Origin of the sequence: Shewanella sp. HL-SH4, assembly GCF_051164845.1 — a bacterium.
Lineage (GTDB): Bacteria > Pseudomonadota > Gammaproteobacteria > Enterobacterales > Shewanellaceae > Shewanella > Shewanella glacialimarina.
Genome location: NZ_CP195037.1, coordinates 3,957,297 through 3,980,619, shown reverse-complemented (window position 1 = coordinate 3,980,619; position 23,323 = coordinate 3,957,297). Strand labels below are relative to the sequence as shown.

Annotated in this window: 22 protein-coding genes and 1 pseudogene; 6 read left to right on the top strand and 17 right to left on the bottom strand. The window is 41.6% G+C overall.

What is annotated here, in order from left to right; all coding sequences use genetic code 11:
• Positions 1-2 precede the first annotated feature (2 nt).
• The 4 genes from ACRWQL_RS18425 to ACRWQL_RS18410 form a co-directional block, all read right to left on the bottom strand.
• Positions 3-467, bottom strand: coding sequence for a (2Fe-2S)-binding protein (locus tag ACRWQL_RS18425; RefSeq protein ID WP_434931701.1), 465 nt, complete (start codon positions 465-467; stop codon positions 3-5).
• A gap of 3 nt (positions 468-470) precedes the next feature.
• Positions 471-1,193, bottom strand: coding sequence for a nucleotidyltransferase family protein (locus tag ACRWQL_RS18420; RefSeq protein WP_434951496.1), 723 nt, complete (start codon positions 1,191-1,193; stop codon positions 471-473).
• On the bottom strand, positions 1,193-2,245 hold the full coding sequence (locus tag ACRWQL_RS18415) for an XdhC family protein (protein ID WP_434951494.1): 1,053 nt from the start codon (positions 2,243-2,245) through the stop codon (positions 1,193-1,195). The genes ACRWQL_RS18420 and ACRWQL_RS18415 overlap by 1 nt, the downstream gene beginning before the upstream one ends.
• A gap of 188 nt (positions 2,246-2,433) precedes the next feature.
• A complete protein-coding gene (locus ACRWQL_RS18410; RefSeq protein WP_434951492.1) occupies positions 2,434-3,078 on the bottom strand; it encodes an MBL fold metallo-hydrolase in 645 nt (214 codons plus the stop codon).
• A 163-nt stretch (positions 3,079-3,241) separates the two neighbouring features.
• On the opposite strand from ACRWQL_RS18410, the gene ACRWQL_RS18405 reads away from it, so the two are divergent.
• Positions 3,242-4,531, top strand: a complete 1,290-nt coding sequence (locus tag ACRWQL_RS18405) for an alpha/beta fold hydrolase (RefSeq protein WP_434951490.1) — start codon at positions 3,242-3,244, stop codon at positions 4,529-4,531.
• A gap of 501 nt (positions 4,532-5,032) precedes the next feature.
• Positions 5,033-7,513 carry a TonB-dependent receptor gene (locus ACRWQL_RS18400; RefSeq protein WP_434951488.1) on the top strand — a complete coding sequence of 827 codons (2,481 nt, stop codon included), beginning with the start codon at positions 5,033-5,035 and terminating at the stop codon, positions 7,511-7,513.
• A 113-nt stretch (positions 7,514-7,626) separates the two neighbouring features.
• Here the strand turns inward: ACRWQL_RS18400 and ACRWQL_RS18395 are convergent.
• Positions 7,627-8,073, bottom strand: a pseudogene (locus ACRWQL_RS18395) (YidC/Oxa1 family membrane protein insertase).
• 278 nt (positions 8,074-8,351) lie between these two features.
• Here ACRWQL_RS18395 and ACRWQL_RS18390 point away from each other — a divergent pair.
• The gene (locus ACRWQL_RS18390) at positions 8,352-8,897 is read left to right on the top strand and encodes a hypothetical protein (protein ID WP_434951486.1); all 546 of its coding nucleotides are present in this window, start codon (positions 8,352-8,354) and stop codon (positions 8,895-8,897) included.
• A gap of 468 nt (positions 8,898-9,365) precedes the next feature.
• On the opposite strand, the gene ACRWQL_RS18385 is transcribed toward ACRWQL_RS18390, so the two are convergent.
• The 7 genes from ACRWQL_RS18385 to phhA form a co-directional block, all read right to left on the bottom strand.
• The gene (locus tag ACRWQL_RS18385) at positions 9,366-11,375 is read right to left on the bottom strand and encodes a DNA topoisomerase III (RefSeq protein ID WP_434951484.1); all 2,010 of its coding nucleotides are present in this window, start codon (positions 11,373-11,375) and stop codon (positions 9,366-9,368) included.
• 144 nt (positions 11,376-11,519) lie between these two features.
• Positions 11,520-12,227, bottom strand: coding sequence for a nucleotidyltransferase family protein (locus tag ACRWQL_RS18380; RefSeq protein ID WP_434951482.1), 708 nt, complete (start codon positions 12,225-12,227; stop codon positions 11,520-11,522).
• Entirely contained in the window at positions 12,227-12,877 is a 651-nt protein-coding gene (maiA, locus tag ACRWQL_RS18375; protein ID WP_434938110.1) for a maleylacetoacetate isomerase, read from the bottom strand. The genes ACRWQL_RS18380 and maiA overlap by 1 nt, the downstream gene beginning before the upstream one ends.
• 71 nt (positions 12,878-12,948) lie before the next feature.
• Positions 12,949-13,935 (bottom strand): fumarylacetoacetate hydrolase family protein, encoded by a 987-nt coding sequence (locus ACRWQL_RS18370; RefSeq protein WP_226415152.1) that lies wholly within the window; start codon positions 13,933-13,935, stop codon positions 12,949-12,951.
• 272 nt (positions 13,936-14,207) lie between these two features.
• On the bottom strand, positions 14,208-15,746 hold the full coding sequence (tyrR, locus tag ACRWQL_RS18365; protein WP_434926434.1) for a transcriptional regulator TyrR: 1,539 nt from the start codon (positions 15,744-15,746) through the stop codon (positions 14,208-14,210).
• 161 nt (positions 15,747-15,907) lie between these two features.
• On the bottom strand, positions 15,908-16,246 hold the full coding sequence (locus ACRWQL_RS18360) for a 4a-hydroxytetrahydrobiopterin dehydratase (RefSeq protein WP_226415150.1): 339 nt from the start codon (positions 16,244-16,246) through the stop codon (positions 15,908-15,910).
• Positions 16,247-16,318: 72 nt separating this feature from the next.
• Positions 16,319-17,116 carry a phenylalanine 4-monooxygenase gene (gene phhA, locus ACRWQL_RS18355; protein WP_434951480.1) on the bottom strand — a complete coding sequence of 266 codons (798 nt, stop codon included), beginning with the start codon at positions 17,114-17,116 and terminating at the stop codon, positions 16,319-16,321.
• Positions 17,117-17,433: 317 nt separating this feature from the next.
• On the opposite strand from phhA, the gene galE reads away from it, so the two are divergent.
• The 3 genes from galE to ACRWQL_RS18340 all read left to right on the top strand — a co-directional run bounded on the left by galE (position 17,434) and on the right by ACRWQL_RS18340 (position 19,432).
• Positions 17,434-18,447 (top strand): UDP-glucose 4-epimerase GalE, encoded by a 1,014-nt coding sequence (gene galE / locus ACRWQL_RS18350; protein ID WP_434951478.1) that lies wholly within the window; start codon positions 17,434-17,436, stop codon positions 18,445-18,447.
• A 40-nt stretch (positions 18,448-18,487) separates the two neighbouring features.
• Complete coding sequence (gene napF, locus ACRWQL_RS18345; protein WP_434938116.1) at positions 18,488-18,970, top strand: ferredoxin-type protein NapF; 483 nt, start codon at positions 18,488-18,490, stop codon at positions 18,968-18,970.
• Positions 18,971-19,081: 111 nt separating this feature from the next.
• Positions 19,082-19,432, top strand: coding sequence for a bactofilin family protein (locus ACRWQL_RS18340; RefSeq protein ID WP_434951476.1), 351 nt, complete (start codon positions 19,082-19,084; stop codon positions 19,430-19,432).
• Between the two features lie 43 nt (positions 19,433-19,475).
• Here the strand turns inward: ACRWQL_RS18340 and ACRWQL_RS18335 are convergent, their stop codons facing one another.
• The 5 genes from ACRWQL_RS18335 to cysQ all read right to left on the bottom strand — a co-directional run bounded on the left by ACRWQL_RS18335 (position 19,476) and on the right by cysQ (position 23,313).
• Positions 19,476-19,904: a GFA family protein gene (locus ACRWQL_RS18335; RefSeq protein ID WP_434938119.1), complete on the bottom strand. Its 429-nt coding sequence runs from the start codon at positions 19,902-19,904 to the stop codon at positions 19,476-19,478.
• Positions 19,905-20,576: a DUF2982 domain-containing protein gene (locus ACRWQL_RS18330; RefSeq protein WP_434951475.1), complete on the bottom strand. Its 672-nt coding sequence runs from the start codon at positions 20,574-20,576 to the stop codon at positions 19,905-19,907. It lies immediately after the preceding gene.
• Entirely contained in the window at positions 20,577-21,380 is an 804-nt protein-coding gene (locus tag ACRWQL_RS18325; RefSeq protein ID WP_434951473.1) for a YdcF family protein, read from the bottom strand.
• Positions 21,381-21,545: 165 nt separating this feature from the next.
• A complete protein-coding gene (mak, locus tag ACRWQL_RS18320) occupies positions 21,546-22,442 on the bottom strand; it encodes a fructokinase (protein WP_434940655.1) in 897 nt (298 codons plus the stop codon).
• A 73-nt stretch (positions 22,443-22,515) separates the two neighbouring features.
• On the bottom strand, positions 22,516-23,313 hold the full coding sequence (gene cysQ, locus ACRWQL_RS18315) for a 3'(2'),5'-bisphosphate nucleotidase CysQ (protein ID WP_434951471.1): 798 nt from the start codon (positions 23,311-23,313) through the stop codon (positions 22,516-22,518).
• Positions 23,314-23,323 lie beyond the last annotated feature (10 nt).

The following is a 23,323-nucleotide window of genomic DNA, read 5'->3' as shown; positions in this document are numbered from 1 at the left end:
GATTACGCCCCCGCACTGTCAGTTGTAGTCGCTTTTATGGCAGCTTTAATACGTGGATATGTACCACAACGGCATAAATTGCCTGACATAGCTTGATCAATTTGGCTATCTGTTGGTTTAGGAGTTTGTGCAATTAATGCGGCAGCAGACATAATTTGCCCCGCTTGGCAGTAGCCACATTGTGGCACATTATGTTCAGCCCATTTGGCTTTTAGCTTGTCAGCTTCGACACCTTCAATAGTCGTCACTTGCTTACCGCTAACTTGTTTAAGACTAGTTAAACAGCCACGCATTGGCGCACCATCAACATGAATGGTGCATGCACCACAAAGCCCTGAACCACATCCAAATTTGGTGCCGGTTAAACCTATAATATCGCGTAATGCCCACAGAACTGGCATATTAGGGTCTGCTTCTATGGTAAAGTTTTTACCATTAACTAATAGGGTTTGGGTTGGAATTGTCATCACTCACTCCTTGTTTGCCAAAAATCTTGCTAGATCGGCTCGGGTATCAATATCTATGCTCGCTTGCGGTAAATCTATTGCCACTAAGCGATGTGATTGTTGTCGTTTTTTTAATATTTTTTTAGCGCCACTGTCACCAGTTAGCCCTAACAATAGTTCAAAATCATCTGGTAAAAATATAGCTGGCACGCCCACACTTTGCTGATAAAAAGCACAGACTGTCTGATTATGCATGGCAAAAGATTGCAATAAGGTCAGGTAGTGTTGACGAGTTAATGCGACCTGGTCAGCTAATATAAGCATTAATCCGCAGGCTTGTTGTTCAAGCGCATAATGAACCGCACTGTGTATCGAGGTGGACAAACCTTGTTGCCACTGTTGATTAACCACCAGTTCTACTTGGTTAATCATCATGGAGGATAATTTATCGTCCATTATTTGCTGTTGATTTGCGCCCAATACCACTGCCACTTTCGCCAGTGTAAATGCACTTTGACGGATAATATTGGCTTGCTCTGCACTATTTCTATTAACGTCGACATGATTAAATGCCTGCTGCGCGGCGTTAACAGCCTCAATTGTCGAGACCAGTATGGAATGACTCGCATTAATTTGCGCGATTTGTTTCACACCTTCAAATCGACTGCTGCTACCTGCGGCTAAAATGACCGCAACGAGTGATATATCATCCTGTTGGTTTGGATTAGGTATTTTGATGAGTGACATTAACGCATCACTTTATCTAAGCTAATTAACTGGCTGTTATGTAATATCCCATGGCATTGTGCCAACATACTTAATCCTACCGAACTTGGTAACTCACCGCCCAATGCTAGCCCTGCTGGGGCTGAAAAATAGCCACTAAAATCATTAATATTCAATTGGGCTATATTAAGCGTTTTATCACGCCTATGGTTTGGCCCCAATAAGGAAATGTACCCTAAATTAAACTTAACCAGTTGGTTAAGCGCCTTAGCATCAAGAATAAGGTTGTGGGTCATTACAAAGGCGGCGTCCAAAGTTTGATACACCTCATCATTAACACCATCAAACGGCATTTTCATTATGTTGGCGCTGGGAAAATCGTATTGACGAGCATAGGCAGTGCGTTCATCAAAAATAGTCACTTGCCAGCCCAAAATAGCGGCCATTTGTGCAATAGGTTGTGCATCTAATCCGCCGCCAAAAATACCAAGATGAATTGGCGGAGTTATCGCAATAATCAACTGACCATCTATGTGTGTATTAGTGTGAGTACCGTCAGCGGTTAAGCTTTTGTCCTGATCATCTGATGGAATAAATGTCGTTTTAGCAACCAATTGATTTTTAGGTTTTATCTGCCATTTACCGCGCACTTGACTTGACGGTGTGCCTTGCTTAGCAATGTCAATTTGAAACTCACCCGTTTTGCCGCTATTTAAATCAAAATAGAGCTTTTGCAGGCCTAAATACTGATTTGATGAATTGATCGGTAACATCATAATATTAACAATGCCACCGCAACCTAATTGATAGCTAGTGTCTGACTCGTCAGTGGCATCATAGGTTAATTGCACAACTTGCTGGGTTTGAATAGCGCGCTGTGCATGTCGGCGTAAATCGGCTTCTAAGCAGCCACCACTGAGCATTCCTAATGTTTTCCCTAGCGGATGAAAAAACATGATAGCTCCGGGTTTTCGATACGAAGAACCTTGTACATGTGTAAGGATGGCGACAACCCAATCATCTTGATAATCAGCTTGCCAAACATCTAATAAATCAACCAAGTGTTGGCGCATTCAGAACTCGAACTACAGTGCTATGTAGATTAAACCTAACACTGTACGCTATGTATGAAAAGCATGAAGATGTATAAAAGTATGTAATGCCGTTTTATCTAGTTTGGGGAATGCGTTATGAACACCTATAGCTGAATCTATAACTGAGCCTTTAGCCAAGCGACTAACTTAACCTGTAAAAATGAAAACTAACTGAGTAATTGATCGGCAACAAAAGGATTATGTTCACGTTCTTCAGCAAAAGTAGACATAGGGCCATGACCAGGAATAAAACTAACATGGCTACCCAAAGACCATAGTTTTTGGGTAATTGAGCTGACTAAATCTTGATGATTAGATTGCGGAAAGTCTGTACGGCCAATCGATCGTCTAAAGAGAACATCCCCAACCCAAGCCAATCCTGAAACTTTGGAATAAAACACAATATGTCCCGGAGTATGTCCTGGGCAATGTAATACCGATAAAGACTGTTCACCCACGCGAACCACATCTGCGTCATTCAGATACTGATCCGGCTCAAACGCTTCAACAAGCGGAAAACCAAAATTTTGACTTTGTTTAACAAGTCCTTGCAACCAAAACTGGTCAGCTATATGCGGGCCAATAATGGGAACATTTAATTGAATAGCAAGTTTCTTAGCGCCACCGACATGATCGATATGCCCATGGGTTAACAGTACTTTTTCAACCGTTAACTCCAGTCTTTTTACTTCAGTTATAATTCGGTCTATATCACCACCGGGATCAACAACCGCAGCTTTTAGGCTAGCTTCACACCAAATCACACTGCAATTTTGCTGAAACGGGGTAACCGGTATGATTTGATATTTCATCTAAACTCTCCTAAATGCCGTTGCTAAGTTATCATTATTATTTAATTTTACCTTTGCTAACTTGATCTTGATAGCAATTTACTTAAATTTAATCAGTCAGATTGATTGTGATAAAACAAGCGGGCACATACAATCACACTCAAATTAATAACGATAAGCTCATATGATTATTTCACAAACTTTAAAAGACATTGTTGTTCAAAAACACACCTTTTCAGTGCCTTTGGACTATCTGTCCAACTCAAGCCAGCAAATTTCAGTCTTTGCCCGTGAAATCGTGAGTGTCGCAAATCAACATAAAGCGCTTCCATATTTAGTATTTTTTCAGGGTGGTCCAGGGTTTGGTGCCGCTCGGCCTGTGACGAATAGCGGTTGGATAAAGCGCGCCTTACAAGAATACCGTGTATTGTTACTCGATCAACGTGGTACAGGGCTCTCTACACCTGTTAATGCCGTATCGTTAAGTCATTTAACGGCTAACCAACAAGCGGAGTATTTAAGTCATTTTTGCGCCGACAATATTATTCGTGACGCAGAGTTTATCCGTACTAAATTATCGGCAAACCAGCCATGGAGCATTTTAGGCCAAAGCTTTGGCGGTTTTTGCGTGCTGCATTATTTATCTGCTGCACCACAGGGCGTTAAAGAAGCCTATATCACAGGCGGTATTCCCTCCCTAACACGCAGCGCAGATGAAGTTTACCAAGCCACTTATCAACGTGTGTTGGCTAAAAATGCTGACTTCTTCACCCGTTTTACTGACGCTAGAACCTTAGTAGACCATATCGCCCAATATTTGTATGAGCATAAAGTCTACTTAGCAACCGGTGAGCAGCTCACCGTAGAAATGTTCCAGCTACTGGGAATTAATTTAGGCATGGAACAAGGCCCTGAAGCGGTTTATTATTTGCTAGAACAAGCCTTAATTGAAACCAGCCATGGCATTGATGTTAATCCACTCTTTTTACATCAATTTAGTCAGTTTTTAGATTACAACACCAACCCGATATTTGCCCTATTGCATGAATCTATCTATTGCCAACAAACCGCATCAAAATGGGCAGCACATAGGGTGCGTGATAATTATCCTGAGTTCCATTATCAACCAGAACAACCACTACTTTTTACTGGCGAGATGATTTATCCGTGGATGTTCAATCAATTTGATGCGTTAAAGCCGCTAACGGCTGCAGCAGAATTAATCGCCAGCAAAAATGATTGGCCTAAGCTATATGATTTACATCAACTTGCAAATAACTCGGTTCCTATTGCTGCAGCTATTTATAGCGAAGACATGTATGTAGAAATGCAATACAGCTTAGAAACAGCCAGACAAGTCGGTAATTTAAAGTATTGGTTAACATCTGAATACGAGCACAATGGTATTCGTATTGATGGTGAACATATTTTAGATAAGTTGATTAGCCTTAATCGTGGCCACTGCTTGCGCTGATACTATCACCAGACTGAGAGCCATAATTACAAGAGTGATTATACTATTGGCCATTAAATACTGATTAACACGCACTTCATTTCTAATTAAGTATGAGTTAAGTATCAATGGGTAAGATAGATTCGTTCTACACACTCTTTGTACATTTATTTCTGTTTAATGATTGATATTTAACCCACCACATTAATTTTTAAACCCTTCCCGTATACAGGTAAACCCCATTGGTTTACCTTTTTTTACTTTTAAACTTACCTATATTCAGACTATCTACCATGGGTTATGGGCAAAAAGTCACTGCAAAAAAACTAATAATCTGGCTATTATCAACACAAATAAGATGCATAAGATCTCACCTGATTATCTAACCAAAGTTTAATTCCCCCATTATTAATACGACATAATGTTTACTTTTGCGGCAAATGTTAGCAATGACTAAAATTAAACTTGAAACCTTTATGATAATCATTATCATTCGCACCATTATTAATGAAGGTGTCAAATATGAAGTCGTTACGTTTATCCCTTATAGCCCTTGCATGTCACAGTGCATTTATCCCTGCTTACGCCGCGCAAGCGATACAAACAGACAAGTCTATTAAGACTTCGACTCAGTCAAAAGATCAGACTGAAACCATACAAAACAATAAGGACTATGAGCGCATAACTGTCTACGGCAGACAAAACCAAGTCGTAATGAGCTCAGGCCTTGCGACAAAATCAGACATGTCACTGATGGAAACACCTGCAGCGGTAGTGATTGTCGATGAAGCCTTAATCAATGCTCAAGCACTTACCAACATGCAAGAGCTAGTGCGCAATATCAGTGGTGTCACTCAGGCTGGTAATAACTACGGCATAGGCGACAACTTAGTGATCCGCGGACTAGGCGCAAATTACACCTACGATGGTATGTATGGCGGTGCCGGATTAGGCAATACCTTCAACCCAACCCGATCATTGACTAACGTCAGTTCAGTGGAAGTGTTAAAAGGCCCTGCTACAGGGCTTTATGGCATGGGTAGCGCAGGCGGGGTGATCAATCTTATTGAGAAAAAACCACAGTTCACCAGCAATCATGAATTTGAATTAGAACTGGGTCAATGGGACAGTTATTCAATGCTAGCGGACACCACTGGAGGCATTACTGACGATTTAGCTTACCGCCTAGTCGCCAAAAGTGCCCGCAGCGAGGGTTATCGTGACATGGGCACAGACAGAGATGAAGTCTATGGCTCATTAAAGTTTGTGATTACAGATGAGCAAAACCTGATGTTATCCGCAGCTTATATCAAAGATGCTATTCCGGTTGACTCTATCGGGCACCCTATTCGTATTTTCAATGCCGAATCTGTTGACGGTAAAACCGCTGGTGAAGTTTCTTGGCAAGACTTAATTAATGACCCCGCTAACAAAGGCATACTACTTAACGATGATCAGCGTCAGCAACTTGCAGATTCATTAAACCCAAGTGATGGTTTAACGCCCTACTCATTCGGCCACAATGGTTTAATTTCTCCTATGGCAAAGGCTAACGAAGGCGAAGAATTAAGGCTTAAACTGACCCATAATATTTACCTAACCGATAACCTGTATTTGAATCAGCAATTACAATACCGTCATTACGACACCGGTTTTGCTCGCCAAACAGGTGCCTATAACTATGTTTACTGGAAACGCGGCAGTGTCATTAATGCCGACCCTCGCGCACCCTTACTTGAAAACGACACCTTATATCCCTTCGCCGCCCGTCGTCAAGAATATCGTAAAGCCACTGCCGATGAAAAATCATGGCAGTACTTTGCCGATTTACGCTACGACTTTGACCTCGCGGGTATAGAAAATGAGTTATTAATTAACGCTAACTTTGAAGACAGAAGCATACGCTCACAGCAATACTCGATTTGGGATAAAGATTACGTTATCAAAGACAAACAAGGTCAACAGCTCTACCAAGGTAGCTTGCCTTATATCTACGATATTCGTAACCCAAACTGGGGCACAGGGCAATTTGAAGACTACGACCCGCTGCTTACCAGTAACTATGACAAAACTATCGGTGCTTGGGGCGTGGGTATGCAGCACGTAGGTTATTTAGGCAATGGCTTTACCAGCCGTGTTGGGGTCGCATTTAACGAAATCAAACAAAGTTATCAGCATTTAGGTGTCGATGCCCGTTACAGCTCAAGCAAAGCTGAACCCACCCCATTGGCTGATACTACAGATAACGGCGTCACCTATAACCTTGGCTTAACTTATATGCCTACCGACGACCTGTCCTTTTTTGTCAACCATGCAAAAGGCCGCACGGCTTTTAGCGTACTGGGGGATATCAAAGGCGATCAAAGTGATCGTAAAGACTCTGAATCCATCAATGATGATTTTGGTATAAGAGCCAAAGGCTTTGACGATCAATTATTGGCTTCATTAGTGGTCTTTAAAACATCGCGTACTAACTTGCAATACACCAACCCACTTTATGATTCAGCGTTGTCAGGCCCTGAAGTTGCGCAGTTTTTCAATAACGGCAGTGAAGATACTGAAGGCGTAGAACTTGACCTTAATGCGTACTTAAACGAACAGTGGAGCGTCAATATCAACACCGTCTATCAAGATGCCAGAGACAACCAAGACCCTACGAGTAAAGATGCGAATCAACGTCAAAAAGGCATTCCCTATGTCACCGCGGGAGCTTGGGCAACCTACGCTGCAGACCTTGGCTTAAGTGAAGCGGTATCCTTCAGTCTTGGTGGCCGATATGTTGGTGAGCGCAGCACTCACTCAAGCTCTTTTGGGATCCCAGACGGTCACGTGCCGAGTTACGCCGTGATGGACACCGCCATCAGCTACGATGCCCAGACCTATAAAATACAACTAAATCTTAATAACTTGCTTAACAAAGTCTATTACGAAAAAGCCATGTTCCTAGGGGGTATGCCAGGGGAAGAACGCAACGCCAAGTTAACCTTAACTTATCGTCTATAAGACTCTTTTCTAACATAAACAGAATTAAGCGGCACAGTTCATCACTTGTGCCGCTTTTTATTGCGCTATGTATTGAGGGTGCAAGTAGAGCGATGCATCTTTAAAGGCTGCAATTAAATGGCTGTCGATGCTTCCTGGTTGCGGAAATATTTTTTCAATACTAATGATTGAAGTAAGCCTGTAACACTCGATGTTGCCCAATATAAACCGATAGCAGATGGAAAGTTGATTAAGGTAATAATACAAATAATTGCGGGGATTAAAAATAATAAGGTACTCGCTTGCTCTGCGCTGCCGGGCATCATGATCATAGAGCAATAGGTAATAGCCCCGACAAGCAATGCGAGTGCAACATCTGGTTTTGCAATATTCGCAATCCAAGCAAACTGACTACTAAACACTGTCTATTGAAGGGCTTGAAACATCCCAAAACCAAAAACGCCTTGGCTTACAATATTAATAATACTGTTTTTATCCACGATGTTAATCTTGTGCTGTTTGTATAGTGTCATTGTACGTTTAGCTATTTCACTAGGGTTATCTTTATAGAGTGTTTTTATTGTTTCTAACTCTGGTTTTATGGCGGATATTGTTTTTTATTTCTATACATATTTGCCATAGCGAAAAGATTAACAGGCATTAAAATCAAGCGACCTGTTAGCGTACACTGAATAATGGCTACCGCCTCACTAACACCAACACCAACTTCGTGAATAAAAAAATCGATAGATTGCACTAACAAATAGTGATATTTTTGCTATGAAGCACTCGTTTTTTGTACAAAAAATGACTACACTCCTTTGCCCGAATTTGCGGGTAATAACTAGGAGTTGCCATCTTGGGTAACACACGCTTAATCCGCAACAAGCTCCACCTTATCTGGTTAGTTTTTTTATTAAATGCCTGTGCAATGCCACTGCTACTGTTGTCTCCACAAGGGCAAATGATGTGGGCATTAATGAAGCCTTTAGTTGGATTAGACCCTAACGATGTCGGCCTGTTTGAGCAGCCCATGGTCAAAGACAGAATGCAGGCGATTTTAGGGCCGCAATATGGCAATGCCATGAAAATACTGGCAACGGCCGATGAAATTCAACAACAAGGCCCCTTGTATTATGTGATTTCCAACCACAGCCCAATTCCTGATATTGCCGACAAAGCAGGCTTTGTGTGGAATGCAGATAATAACCAGATGGCAGTGATGTTACTTACTGGCGGTTCACCGCAGATTTTTGCTGAGAAACTGGTGAAAGACACGGTCAACACCAAAGTTGAACAGACTCAAGAGCAAATAACACAAGCGGGTAAAGATGAACTGGCTCAGCAAGTCCCCCTTTGGCCCACAGAGCTTAGCGCCATCATTGAAGCTAAGCAGCTTAACTAACCCCATTAACTAACACATTACAGAAGCCTCTGCGTTAGTGCATCAATCGACTAACGCAGGAAAGCACTAAATGCGGACATCAACGCATTATCTTTACAGTACTTTGTATACAAAAGTTTATATACAAGACCTTGCAACCAATAGCACTAAATAACAATGTAAAAAGTAGTAATGACTTTACTAAAATGAAGTTTATTTTGTTTCGCGAAGCGTTCAATAGCCTGCAAAAAATAATGAATCAAACGTGTATTTAAAACTTAATGACAATAATGATATTTTTGCATTTATGGCAGACATAAACGTGTAATAGCTTGGTGAAGATAAGCCTAGTTATTTTAAACCTTATAGGGTCTGTTGATCTTTCAAGTTTGGTTTTGCAGCGAGTGGCTGGTCATTTGTAAAAGGCAGAGACTTTGTGGTGTCACTAATCTACCGAATTTAAGTAATTTAGCGCTTAATTTGAGTAATTTAGCGCTTAGTTTGTGTTTTAGCCCTTGGTGTAATGGTTGATTTGGCGCTTGATCTATTACTTGCAGTAACTTTCTTCTTAAAGGACCTTTTCGCGCCCTTATGAGGGCTAGCAACACCTTGTAATGCAGACGGTAACTGGCTAGATGCTTGGCTGATTAAACCTTCTAATTGACTCAATAATGGCTGCATAAATGCCTCATATTTAAGCCGTTTTTGACTGATAGCATCCAAGCTATTTTCCCACAAAGCCGTCATGTCAGGAGTAGTGGCTGATTCTGGCAAACTGCGGATTAAACCCGTTCCCACAGGCGTAGCCAATATCGATTTACCTTGTCTAACTAAATAACCACGCTTAAATAACAATTCAATAATCCCTGCGCGAGTCGCTTCGGTGCCTAGGCCGTCGGTTTCTTTAAGAATTTTCTTAATGTCACTGTTGGTGACATAACGACTAATCCCAGTCATCGCGCCTAATAAGGTGGCGTCGGTAAAATGCTTTGGTGCCTGGGTCATTTTTTCTAATAACTCGCCGCGATCACATTGCAGTATTTGCCCTTTAAGCAAGGGTGGCAACGACTGCACCGCATCGTCGTTATCGTCTTCACTGTTGTTTGAATGTGTATTGGTATGACTTGCCGTAGCTAGCCGTTTAAACAGTTGCTTCCAACCTAAGCTTTTGTCTTGACGTGCTTTAGTGGCAAAAAGACCACCAGCAATAGTGACTTCAACTGTGGTTTCTGCATAAATATAAGCTGGGTAAAACTGGGCTAGATATTGGCGCGCAATATGCTGATATAACTTGGCCTCATTAGTGGATAACGATGATAAATTAGCCACTTTCTCTGTAGGCACTATGGCATGGTGAGCATCTACTTTACTGTCGTCCCACGCTTTAGATTTAAGCTTGGCGTTAGGCACGTCGCAACCATCAACTAATCCGGCCGCACCATTAAGTACCGAATCCAATACTTTAGGAGCCAAGCTATGTTGATCTTTGGGTAAATAGCGGCTGTCTGAACGTGGATAAGTAATCAATTTATGCCGCTCGTACAAGCTTTGACAGGTATCTAACACCTCTTTTGCCGATAGCCCAAAGCGCTTTGCTGCATCGATTTGCAATGCTGATAAGCTGTAAGGCAATGGTGGGTTTTGGCGTTTATCTTTGGCCTCAAGTTTGGTGACTTCTGCGGGTTGACCATCAATACGCTTAACCACATTTTCGGCCAAGCCTTTGGCTAATACCCGGCCGTCTTCATCCATATAAGGCTGGCAGGCTTCGCTAGGTTGCCATTTAGCACTAAAGGTTTGTTGTTGATCGGTAACTAAATGCGCTAATACTTCATAGAAAGACTTGGGCTTAAAATCGGCGATTTCATCATCACGGCGCACCACTAACCCCAGTAAGGGGGTTTGCACCCTGCCCACTGACAACACACCTTGATAACCGACCTTCTTACCTTGAATGGTATAAGCTCTTGTCATGTTCATGCCATATAACCAATCTGCACGGCTGCGGGCTAATGCTGAGGTTGATAATTGAATAAAGTCTCGATTACTGCGCAGTTGCCCTAACGCCCTTTTAACCGCTTGTGGATTTAAATCACTGATGAGTAAACGTTGTACATCATTCAGCTTGTTGCCTTTTACGCCTAGGTAAGAAATCACTTCATCGACTAAAAGCTGACCTTCACGGTCGGGATCACCAGCATTGATTATCGATGATGCTTGCTTAACCAATTTACGTAACACGGTTAATTGGCTGCGGGTTTTAGGTTTGGGTTTTAATTGCCAGGTTTGCGGAATAATCGGTAAATGCTCGAGTTTCCATGATTTAAACGCTGCATCATAGGCATCAGGCTCAGCTTGCTCGAGCAAATGACCAATACACCAGGACACACAATCGCCGTTGGCTGCGGTAATAAAGCCCTCACCTTTTTTATGCGGTTTAGGCAATACATCAGCAATGGCTCGGCCTAGACTGGGTTTTTCTGCAATGTATAAAATCATTCAACACTCAAGCACTGTATATATTAACAGTAAAATAGCGGATTGATCCGTGTTTAGCAAGTTATCAGCCATTAAAGATACACACCATTAATTGAAATATGTAAATGGCTCAATGCTATTGGTGAGTACTTATTGCGTGATGTTCTATGTTTTAACCGTTGGCTGCAGTATTAATTTTGGATAGCGTTCAAGCCACTTTTTCTGGATGACACGCTGTTCAAATATACTTGATGAGCGCTTTGGGTTATGGCTCAGACTAAAATTAAATAAACATGTTAATTCAAAGGCATGAATAAATTCCAATGTGTTGGCGCTAATGCAAGAGCCAGTTTTCACATTAACGCTATAACTGGCATGCTGCGGGTTCACATTAACCGCATTCAATTTAACCGCTATCGCAGTCTGCTTTTCAGGCCAATACCCCATTGCATCGAGACATGAATGATATTGTGGGTCTTGATTACGAATATGCATCCTGGCTTGGTTTTTAACCGACCAATTTAGCGGCATCAAGCTTAACAGTATTTGCTGAATGTGCTTGTCTTGAGCTTGGGTGATGTTTTTTTCGCAATAGTAAATGACATCAATATCATTTAACCCACTTAACTCACTGGTTGAAAAACCGTGCAATTTGTCCCACACCAGATTACGCACAAAGCCGGCAGCGATTGCCCAGTCGGTGATATTGAGCTTAGCAAACACTTGTGCACAAACCGTTAAAGCCTGCATTCGCATTGCATCTTGCTCAAACCACTGATTTAATTTAGCTAAATCAGCTAACGGTGCTGAGTGTTCTACACTGGGCTTGTCAGCGGCTAGTTTACAATATTGTGTGGCGCAGGCATTAGGCATTAACTCGCGTCAGCTTGTTGTTCTGGTGCTGCTTGAATAAAGGCATCAAGTTGGTTGCAGTTCTTCCATACACGGACAATGTTTGGGTAAGCATCCAAAGGCACCTTAAAGCGCTCGGCATTATAAACCTGTGGCACCAGGCAAATGTCAGCCAGAGTGACCTTATCGCCAAAACAAAATTGGCCAGAAAAACGTTCAAGCTGCAATTCTAATGCGCTAAAACCAACATGAACCCAATGATGGTACCAGGTCATTTTTTGGGTTTCATCTACGCCCATTTCTTTGACTAAATATTGTAATACCCGCAGGTTATCGAGTGGGTGGATTTCACAGGCAATAGCTTGCGACATGGCGCGCACCACGGCTTTATCTTCTAAATTAGTCGGTAGTAAATTAATTTGTGGGTGTTTTTCGTCAAGGTATTCAATAATCGCCAAAGACTGGGTCAGGCTAAACTCGCCTTGTTCGTTGCTATCAACTAACGCAGGTACTAAGTGCTGGGGATTAAGTTGATGAAATGCCTCTGAATGTTGCTCACCACCATTATTCACTAAATGCACTGAAATATGTTCTGCGCTTAATTGCTTAAGATTAAGTGCTATTCGAACTCGGTATGCGGCACTAGAACGCCAATATCCATACAATTTCATCTTATTTTCCCTATAAAAAAGGCAATAACATGGTCTGTTATTGCCTAAATATCATCTTAATTGATAATGAATTAACCTTTGTACTCAACTACTTTTTGGTCAATTGAACCAAAAATGCTGACATTGTTATCGTCAAACATCTCGATACGAACCGTGTCACCAAAACGCATAAATGGCGTGCTTGCTTTGCCATCTGCAATAATTTCAAGCATACGTTTTTCAGCTAAACAGCTTGAACCGGCACTACGGTCATAATTAGAAATAGTACCTGAACCGATAATAGCACCTGCTCCCAAAGGACGTGTTTTCGCAACATGAGACACTAGTTGACTAAAATCAAATGTCATGTCCACGCCAGCATTTGGGCGACCAAATAATTCACTGTTTAAATGCGTCACTAACGGCAAATGAACCTTGCTGTCTTGCCATTTATCACCTAATTCATCAGGCGTAATGGCCACAGGAGAAAAAGCACTTGACGGTTTAGACTGGAAGAAGCCAAAGCCTTTAGCTAGCTCACCAGGAATAAGGTTACGTAAAGATACGTCGTTAACTAACATCAATAATTTAATATGCTTAGCGGCGTTTTCACTGCTTACACCCATGGCAACATCATCAGTGATGATAGCAACTTCTGACTCGAAATCGATACCATACTCTTCACTGGCCATTTCGATATCGGCTTTAGGAGCGATAAAGCTGTCTGAACCACCTTGGTAGACTAATGGATCTGTCCAGAATGTTTCTGGCATTTCAGCGCCGCGAGCTTTACGCACTAACTCAACGTGATTCACGTAAGCACTGCCATCAGCCCACTGATAAGCGCGTGGTAATGGTGATAAACATTTGCTTTCGTCAAATGCAATCGCATTGTCCATTTGGCCAGCGTTCAACGCTTCATATAATTCTTGTAATTGCGGGTTTAATAAATCCCACGCGTCAAGTAGTTGCTGCATAGTGTGAGCAATAGCAGGTACCGCGACAGCTTTAGTTAAATCTTTGCTTACTAACATAAGTTGGCCATCACGACGACCGTTGTTATAACTTGCAAGTTTCATTATTGCTCCTAATATTCGAAAAGTCTGTCGGCCGTATAAGAATGCGAGCCAATCAGAAAATACAGCTTGATTGATGATAGAAATAACCGATAAACCGTGCAATAAACAGCTTGTGAGCTGAATCACATATTCTACTTTCAACCCTGATTTTGTAAATATTTGTATACACTTATAAACAAGGCCTGAAAATGGTGATTTTCAGGCCATACATTGGCTAAATTGCCAACAAAACTGTGGCATAAAAACGTTACAGTGTTGTTTAAACAGCCTGACTAACGTTTCTTTGAAATACTGTAATCACGTAATTTATTTGCAATTGCGGTATGCGATACACCTAGCTTTTTGGCTAGTTGCCTGGTACTTGGATAAGCAGGATATAAACGACGTAACAAATTCGCTTCATACTCTTTCATCGCTTCATCTAATGTGCCTTCAAATTCTTCATCAAAATAGCCAAATCCTTCAGCATATGAGGGTAATTTAAGTTGCTCGACCGTTAATTCAGCCGAACCATCCCACATAGAAACCGCACGGAAAATGGCATTTTTCAACTGACGCACGTTACCTGGCCATGCATAGGTAAATAAATAATCACGGCAAGAGGCTGAAATGCGACGAAGCGGACTTGATAATTGATGACTGTAATGCTCTAAAAACATTTCAGTTAACGGAATGACATCAACCTTACGCTCACGTAATGATGGCATGTGATAACTCAGCACATGAATACGATAATAAAGATCTTCTCTAAACTCACCAGATTGACATAGCTCGGCGAGATTTTTTTGAGTCGAACAAATAATTCGCACATCCGCACGCACTTCTTCATCACCGCCCATGCGCCTAAATGCACCATCTTGTAATAAACGCAGTAACTTAACCTGAGCGGCTTTAGACATTTCGGCAATTTCATCTAAAAATATCGTGCCACCTTTTGCTTCAGCAAAAAAGCCCCGTTTGACAATTTGCCCATTACTAACAAAACCAAATAGCTCTTCTTCAGCCACACTGTCGGGTAATGCGGCGCAGTTAATGGCTATAAATGGATGCTCACGGCGCATACTGGCGTCATGACTGGCTCGCGCCATTAACTCTTTACCTGTGCCAGTTTCACCCGTGATAAGTAACGGTGCATCTAATTGCGCCATTCGCTTAGCTTGCTTAAGCACATCTTTCATTTTGTCACTGACCGCAAGCACATTATCAAAACCCGTGGTTTGGTTCTGTAACGCATTAAACTGTTTACCTACCCTAGCTGGCGATTTAAGTGATACTACGGCGCCAGCAAGAATGGTTTTGTCATTATCATCAGGTAGATAAATGGGCAGCATTTCGGCTAAGTATTCACTGGCATTAATGGTAACTCGCGATGCAATGGCAGGCACTTGAGGCTCGCTTAACCAACGCACAAAGTTAAAACCCTGCACCCAATGATTTAATGATTCAGCTACGACTTCATGTTCGGCCATATTTAGGGTCAATAAAGCCGACTCGTTGACAATACGAATACGTCCCTTAGCATCAAGGGAAAATACCGAATCTGGTAGGGTTTTTAATAAGGTTTTTAACGCGTAATGCTCTTGCTCTGAAGGCATGAAGGAAACGGTACGCACATCGTGCACACTTTCAACCTTACGGATAAGGGGCATTAACTCGCGCAACATTTCAAAACTGATTTCGGCAAATTGCAGATACAAAAAGCCTTTGTTGCTAGCATCAATGGCAATTAAATTAATGCCATATTTTTCAAGTACGACGAGGATGTCTTTCGCGAGGCCGACGCGATCGTTACAACTCACTTCCAAACGCATAATGCTGTGATTCCCTAATTTATTAGTTTTTTCTTTGGAAACTGCGCATACGGTAGAGTGTTATGATAGAGGTGGCAAGTGAAGTTTACAGCAGAATTGTAACAGAGAAAGAATTCAGCACATTACGTTTACGTAACATGCTGAATTATTTGATCTTGTTGTTAGTCTAACAACTGGTCGGTCTTGGCGGCCATAATAAAGTCATTCTTGTGTAAGCCCTTAATTGAGTGCGACCACCAGGTTACAGTGACCTTACCCCATTCGGTAAAAATACCTGGGTGATGAAATTCTTCTTCTGCCAGATCAGCAAGCTTGTTACTAAATGCCATGGCTAATTTGAAGTTTTTAAATTTATACACTCGCTCTAATTGCATTACGCCATCACGCACTTCAACACCCCAATCAGGGATCATTCGTACCAATTCACCTAACTCGGCATCGGTTACTTTTGGGGCATCTGCTTGGCATGCTTCACATTTCATTTCAGATAGTGCAGTCATTGGGACTCCTAAATACGACTAATTTATGAATAAGAATTAAAAAATAATACTGCAGAGTTCGCCACAAATGGCTTAACTTGCTTTTACTTTGGGGGCAAATTTAGGTTCAAACATCCCCAGTTCACGGGCTTTTTTCACATAAGCCATAATATCCATCTTGGAAATTTCATCCAAATATTCTATATCTTCGATGACATAATATATCGGTTGCATGATATCGATGCGATACGGTGTTCTCAATACATCTAATAAATCAAACGGTTTAAGCTCTGGCTTATCACTTAGCGCATATAAGGTTTCGCCAGGGGAACTTAAAATGCCTCCACCATAGATGTTTAAAGGGCCACCTTTAGCTTGTACTAGACCAAATTCAACGGTAAACCAGTATAACCGAGCCAGAAAAATGCGATCTTCTTTTGATGCAGCTAATCCTAATTGACCGTAAATATGTGAAAAATTGGCAAATGCTGGATTAGTTAATAAAGGGCAGTGACCAAAAACCTCATGGAATACATCAGGTTCTTGTAAATAATCAAATTCTTCTTTGGTACGAATAAAGGTTGCTACCGGAAATTGCTTACTGGCCAGTAATTCAAAAAACTTACCAAATGGAATTAATGCCGGAACCGCGGCGGTTTTCCAGCCAGTTAATTCTGTTAAGACATTATCGAGATCAGGCAGTTGAGGTATTTTATCAACTGACATATTTAATGTCTGAATACCTTGTAAATAGGCATCACATGCTCGCCCTGGTAAGTTAGTAATTTGGCGCTGATACAATTGCTGCCATAAATTATTCTCTTGTTCTGAATAATTAATATACCCTTGGCTATCAGGTTGATGAGAAATATACTTTGTCACGTTGCTCATTAATTCCACTTTACGTCAACTTCACTCCCTTCATATTGTGCTATGCCATCGATTTTGTTAACTCCCTCACACTTTATAGTCGGGTCAACAATGTTAGCTTTTTGTAAACATAAGCATACATTGGCGTATGCTCTTAAAAAATACCTAATTATATCAGACTAATATAATGGATAGGATTTTTGACAAACTTGGTAACGACTCGAAATAAACCATCATAATTACCCGTTAAATCGGTTTTTTTATAGTAATTCTAAGCAACTGATTTACAATAAGCACTAAAGGCAAATTCAAAACTTTAGATAATTTAGGATATAAACATGGCAATTTTAGTGACCGGTGGTGCAGGTTATATTGGTACCCATACAGTTATAGAGTTATTGGCTATAGGACAGGAAGTCATTATTGTAGATAATTTGTCTAATTCAAGCGTTGAAGCGTTAAAGCGTGTAGAACGTATTAGCCATAAAACGGTGACTTTCTACCAGGGTGATGTACTAAACAAAGCCTTGCTGCAAAAAATATTCTCCGATCATGAAATTGACTCAGTTATTCACTTTGCTGGACTAAAAGCTGTGGGTGAATCAGTCGCTTTACCGCTCAAATATTATGAAAACAATGTCACTGGTAGCATCATTTTATGTCAAGTGATGGCTGAACATAATGTTAAAAATCTTGTTTTCAGTTCATCTGCAACTGTGTACGGCGACCCTGCCAGTTTGCCCATTAAGGAAGACTTCCCGACAGGTGCAACTAACCCTTATGGACAATCAAAGCTGATAGTTGAACATATTTTAGCTGATTTATATCATTCAGATAACAGCTGGAATATTGCCTGTTTACGCTACTTTAATCCTGTAGGTGCCCATGATTCAGGCTTAATTGGCGAAGACCCTAATGATATTCCTAATAATCTTATGCCATTTATCGCACAGGTTGCCGTGGGTAAACGTGATAAATTGAGCGTTTTTGGCGGTGATTACAATACCCCTGACGGCACTGGAGTGAGGGATTATATTCATGTTGTTGATTTAGCCATGGGACATTTAAAAGCCTTAGATAAACTCTCAACCCGCCCTGGATTAGTCACTTATAACCTAGGTACAGGGATTGGTTACAGTGTGTTAGAAATGGTTAAGGCATTTGAAAAAGCATGTAATAAAACATTAGCTTATCAAATAGTCGACCGCCGCGCTGGCGATATAGCCTCTTGCTACGCAGACCCAAGTTATGCTGCCAGCGAGCTTAATTGGCATGCTACTCATACTATTGAAGATATGGCCAATAGCAGCTGGAAATGGCAGTCACATAACCCTAATGGTTATAAATCCTGATTTATTAGGCGTTAAAAATCAGGACAATCTAGGAGTCACAATGAGTCAATATGTCAACCAAGGTCGCCGCAGTTTATTTAGCCGTCGAAAGAGTAATGCATTAAGGCCGCCTTGGGTAAAAACAGATATTGAATTTACTGATATTTGTACTCGTTGTGATAACTGCATTAAAGTCTGTGAAACCAATATTATTAAGCGAGGGGATGGCGGTTTTCCTGAGGTTGACTTTACCCTTGGCGAGTGTACTTTTTGTGAAAGGTGCGTCACAGCATGTGAGGAACCTTTGTTCGACACTGAACAACACGCACCTTGGTTGATTGTAGCCAATATCAAACAAACCTGCCTAACTTACAATGGCGTATGGTGCCAAAGCTGTAAGGATGCTTGCGATCCGCGCGCGATAAGTTTTGTCATGGCGGTAGGGCAAGTGCCAAAACCGATTATTGATACCAGTGCATGTACTGGTTGCGGAGCATGTGTGTCGCCCTGCCCTTCAAATGCCATTGCATTAGCAGCACCTTAAAGTAATATTCGAACTCACCTTAATACTGATTTTTAATTTACATGTCAGTCAAAATGATTATATTAATATCCATTGCAAATAATGATGTTAAAAAAACAATAAGAGCAACTGATGTTTAATCCCAAAAAAGACCCCCCCCAATTAAGTTTTATTGCCCAAGGCTGCGAGCTCACCGGAGATTTTCAATTTAATGGCGACGTGATGATAAGCGGTAAAATACTCGGGGATATTATTACCCAAGGTAACGTTGTCGTCGAAGCAGGTGGTGAGGTAAATGGCGATATTCAATGTCAGGATGTCAGCATTACTGGCCTAGTAAAAGGCACTGTGCAATGTCAAAAGTTACTCATTTCATCAACTGGCTTATTTGACGGTGATGCTTACAGTGAAAAATTAGAAGTGATTGATGGTGGGCAGTTTTTAGGCCAACGCCACCGAGAATCAAAGCATGCAAAAAACTAACTACTAGGTATCATCATCCCATTTAACTCACCGTAAATGCGTTTTATAATGTTTTTGAAACGCTTTCATTTCTCGCCTGCGAGTACCTTTTACAATTGTCGTCAATCTTTAACCACTTTACTTGGCTGTTGGTGTAAATATGGTAATTAGGTGAAACTAAGTTAGGATTATCTAAGCTGGCAATCGATAGAGTGATATATTCAGCATAATCTTGATGCCGATAACTCAAACTGCAACCGCAATGTTGGCAAAAGCCACGCTTAATTTTTTCTGAAGAAGCAAACTCTGTTACTTTGCCGATAAGCCAAGTGACTTTGTTAACCTTAAAATCCATCCATGACATGACGACAGCACCAGATGAACGTTGGCATTGACGACAATGACAATAATCCGCATCAAACGGCTGACCAACTATCTGGTAACGAATCGCGCCACATAGACAGCCTCCTTGAGAAATGATGTCATCACTCATTTACATTCCTCGCATCGCTTTTTGCTGCCACTCATGCAATAAAGTGAGCATCTCTTTTGAGTCTCGGTCTAGTGCATCATGGGATACGTATAAATGAAAACCCAAATTTTCTGCTAAGGTTTCACTTCTGCGGCCAAACATAGCTAATACTCCACGGTAACGTTCACCATGGCTCACAAACGGGCTAAACTCTGCACTTAAGTATTGTTCTAAACTGTGTAAATCTTCATCATGAGTCGCCGCTGTCATTAATAGCGGCCGCTGCTCAGTCAATAAACCCGTTGCAAGTCGAGGTGAAATAGAATCTAACACAGGGTTCATTTTTTTCACTTTAAAGCCAATATAGGGTAGCTCTATTAACTCCATATTTTGGGTTACTCTGACATTATCGATCCGCTGTAAATTGAGCCACTCAAGCGTCACTTGGCCACGACGGTGAAAATACGTCACTCCTGTTTCATTTAATTCAAGGCTTATCAAAGGTTCGTTTAGTTTAGCGGCGCCCAGCAACACGCTTACACTTGATAACCCAAACAGCACCAATGAAAATGGAAATAAGCTACTGTATTGAATAAATAGCACAAAGCTAATCAACAATCCTGTCGCGCCCGCTAATGTAAACGTCAGCCCATTACGTTTTGTATGTGGGTATATCGCTAAAGCTTCAGTCATTTAATTCAATTCCTTATCAAGTGACAGTTGATTTACCATTTGATCAGCCGACACACCTTTAATACTCAGCCACAACATCCCCACGTACTCATGAATACTTCTTTGGGATGTCAACAAATTACTAGCATCAATACGCCACCACACACTTTTTTGCGCAATAAAATCTGCTGGTGCGGCTTGCGGGTGCATTCCCAAAGCGCTAAATATCACCATAGAGCGCGGCATATGGGTTGCAGATGTGACTAATCTAAACGGCTGTTGTCCAATAAGTCTATATAAAAACATTGCTTCTTCAATAGTGTCTTTTGCTTCAGGAAAGCTAACAATAGTGCCAGGATTAACCCCTAACTCGATTGCAGCTTGCTTCATTATCGTCGCGTGCGCAGTGGACATATAACCGCCATCCCAGCCACTGACGATTAACTGACAATTTTGTCCCAGTGATAACTGACGCACACCTTCGGTTAATCTCCCCAAGGCAACAGCCGACAATTTATGCACCGCGGTTAGGCCTGCTATTTCATTGTGGCCTGAGCCTAATACCATCACTACACATTGCTCACTAGGGGCTATGGGTGTTGAGTTAACCGGATATTGGGATTCTAAAGAGTTGGCTAAATAATAGCTGCTATCAGATTGGCTGAAACCAACCAGTATTGCCAGTGCTGCGAGTAAGCTTAACTTTGCAATAGACTTTAATTTTGATGCCGCAAATGTCATTAATAACAAAGAGAGTAAAATGAATAACACCGTTAGCGGAATAGGCATAAATAATTGTGAGATGATTTTTTTAAGCCAAAACATTCAATAGCTATCCAATTGAGAATAATCGCAATAGTGTAACGACTCATCCTCAAATTAGCGAAAGTAATTTGAGTGGTTTTACAATTATTTAGCTGGGCCACAAAAACAAAAATGCCATTGAATCATCAATGGCATTTTTAGGCTGATCAGCATTGGGCTTCGAACTTACTTACCCCATAACCACGCCGCACCACGAACACCCGATGAAGCACCAAAGAGGTTTTTAACCACAGGCGTGCGACACTCACGACCAACCACATATTGGGGTAATACTTTTGGTAACTCAGTGTAAATGGCGTCGATATTAGATACTCCACCTCCTAACACAATCACGTCAGGGTCCATCATATTAATCACATGCGCTAGTGAACGGGCTAAACGGTCAATAAAGCGATCAAAAGCCTGCTTAGCAAACTCATCACCTTCAGCCATCATTTGTGCAATTTGAATACCGCTAGTTGCTTCGCCGCCAGCCGCACGGAAATCACGCACAAACCCAGTACCCGAAATAAAGGTCTCAATACAATCTTTATTACCACAAAAACACTCGGTTGAATGATGCTCTTCTGCCGTCATCCAAGGGAGTGGATTATGACCCCATTCACCGCCAATACCATTACCACCGGCATGCACTCGGCCATTAATAGCAATGCCAGCGCCACAGCCGGTGCCTATTATGCCACCAAATACCACACCTTTACCCGACGCAGCGCCATCTACGGCTTCTGATACCGCAAAACAATTTGCATCATTAGCGACTCGGATTTCGCGTTCTAAACGAGCGCCTAAATCTTTGTCTAAAGGATGACCATTAATCCAAGTCGAATTGGAGTTTTTGACTAGGCCTGTAAATGGCGAAATAACCCCAGGAATACCTACACCTACCGAGCCTTTTTGGCCCAGTGTGGTTTCGGCTTCATTCACTAGGTCGATAATCGCATCTAAGGTGTCAGGATAATTTCGTGGTGTCGGTATACGTTTTCGAAATAACTCATCACCGTTGTCAGCCAACGCCACTAATTCAATTTTAGTCCCACCAAGGTCAACGCCCATGCGCATCATAACTTGTCTCTCCATTTAATTATTATTCATTCTGGTGTCGTATTTGGCTGACGTAAACAAATGATTTATTAGACTAACGCTCAAACCATGCCGCTGATGCAGCAATAAAATACGGATTTAAAATATTTTCTTTTTGGTTGTACTGTAAAGGCGTTAATGCCGGATATTCAACCACAACACCACCAGCACTTTCTAAAACCGCTTGTGCAGCTGCGGTATCCCACTCACTGGTTAATCCAAGTCTTGGATACACATCAGCTTGACCTTCGGCCACCATACAAAATTTTAACGAACTGCCGACGCTGAGCATTTGATGCTCGCCCACAGTGTGTAAATATGCAGCAGCATCAGGGCTTATATGTGAGCGACTACCGACAACAACAGGTATAGGCAAAATACTGCGCTGGCTAATATCCAAACGACTAACTTGGCCATTATGTTCAAGCCAGGCACCATTCCCCACAATACCGCTATAACATTTACCTAAAACGGGCGCATATACCACACCCGCTATTGCTTGCCCTTGATGTATCAGGGCGATGTTGACGGTGAACTCACCATTACGCTTTATAAATTCTTTAGTGCCATCTAACGGGTCGATTAACCAATAAGTCTGCCACTGCTTACGCGTCGTCCAGGAAATGTTGGCATCTTCTTCACTCATGACAGGGATATCAGCAAAATGACTTGTTAACCCTTTAATAATCACATTGTGGCTAGCAATATCGGCAGCGGTAACCGGACTATCATCCTGTTTAATCTCTACCTGCAGGTCGGTTTGGGCATAAACATCCATAATGGCATTACCCGCTTGCTTGGTAATAGTCACTATTTGCTGCAGCTCGGCTTGAGAAAGTACAAAATTAGACAAATCAATTCCT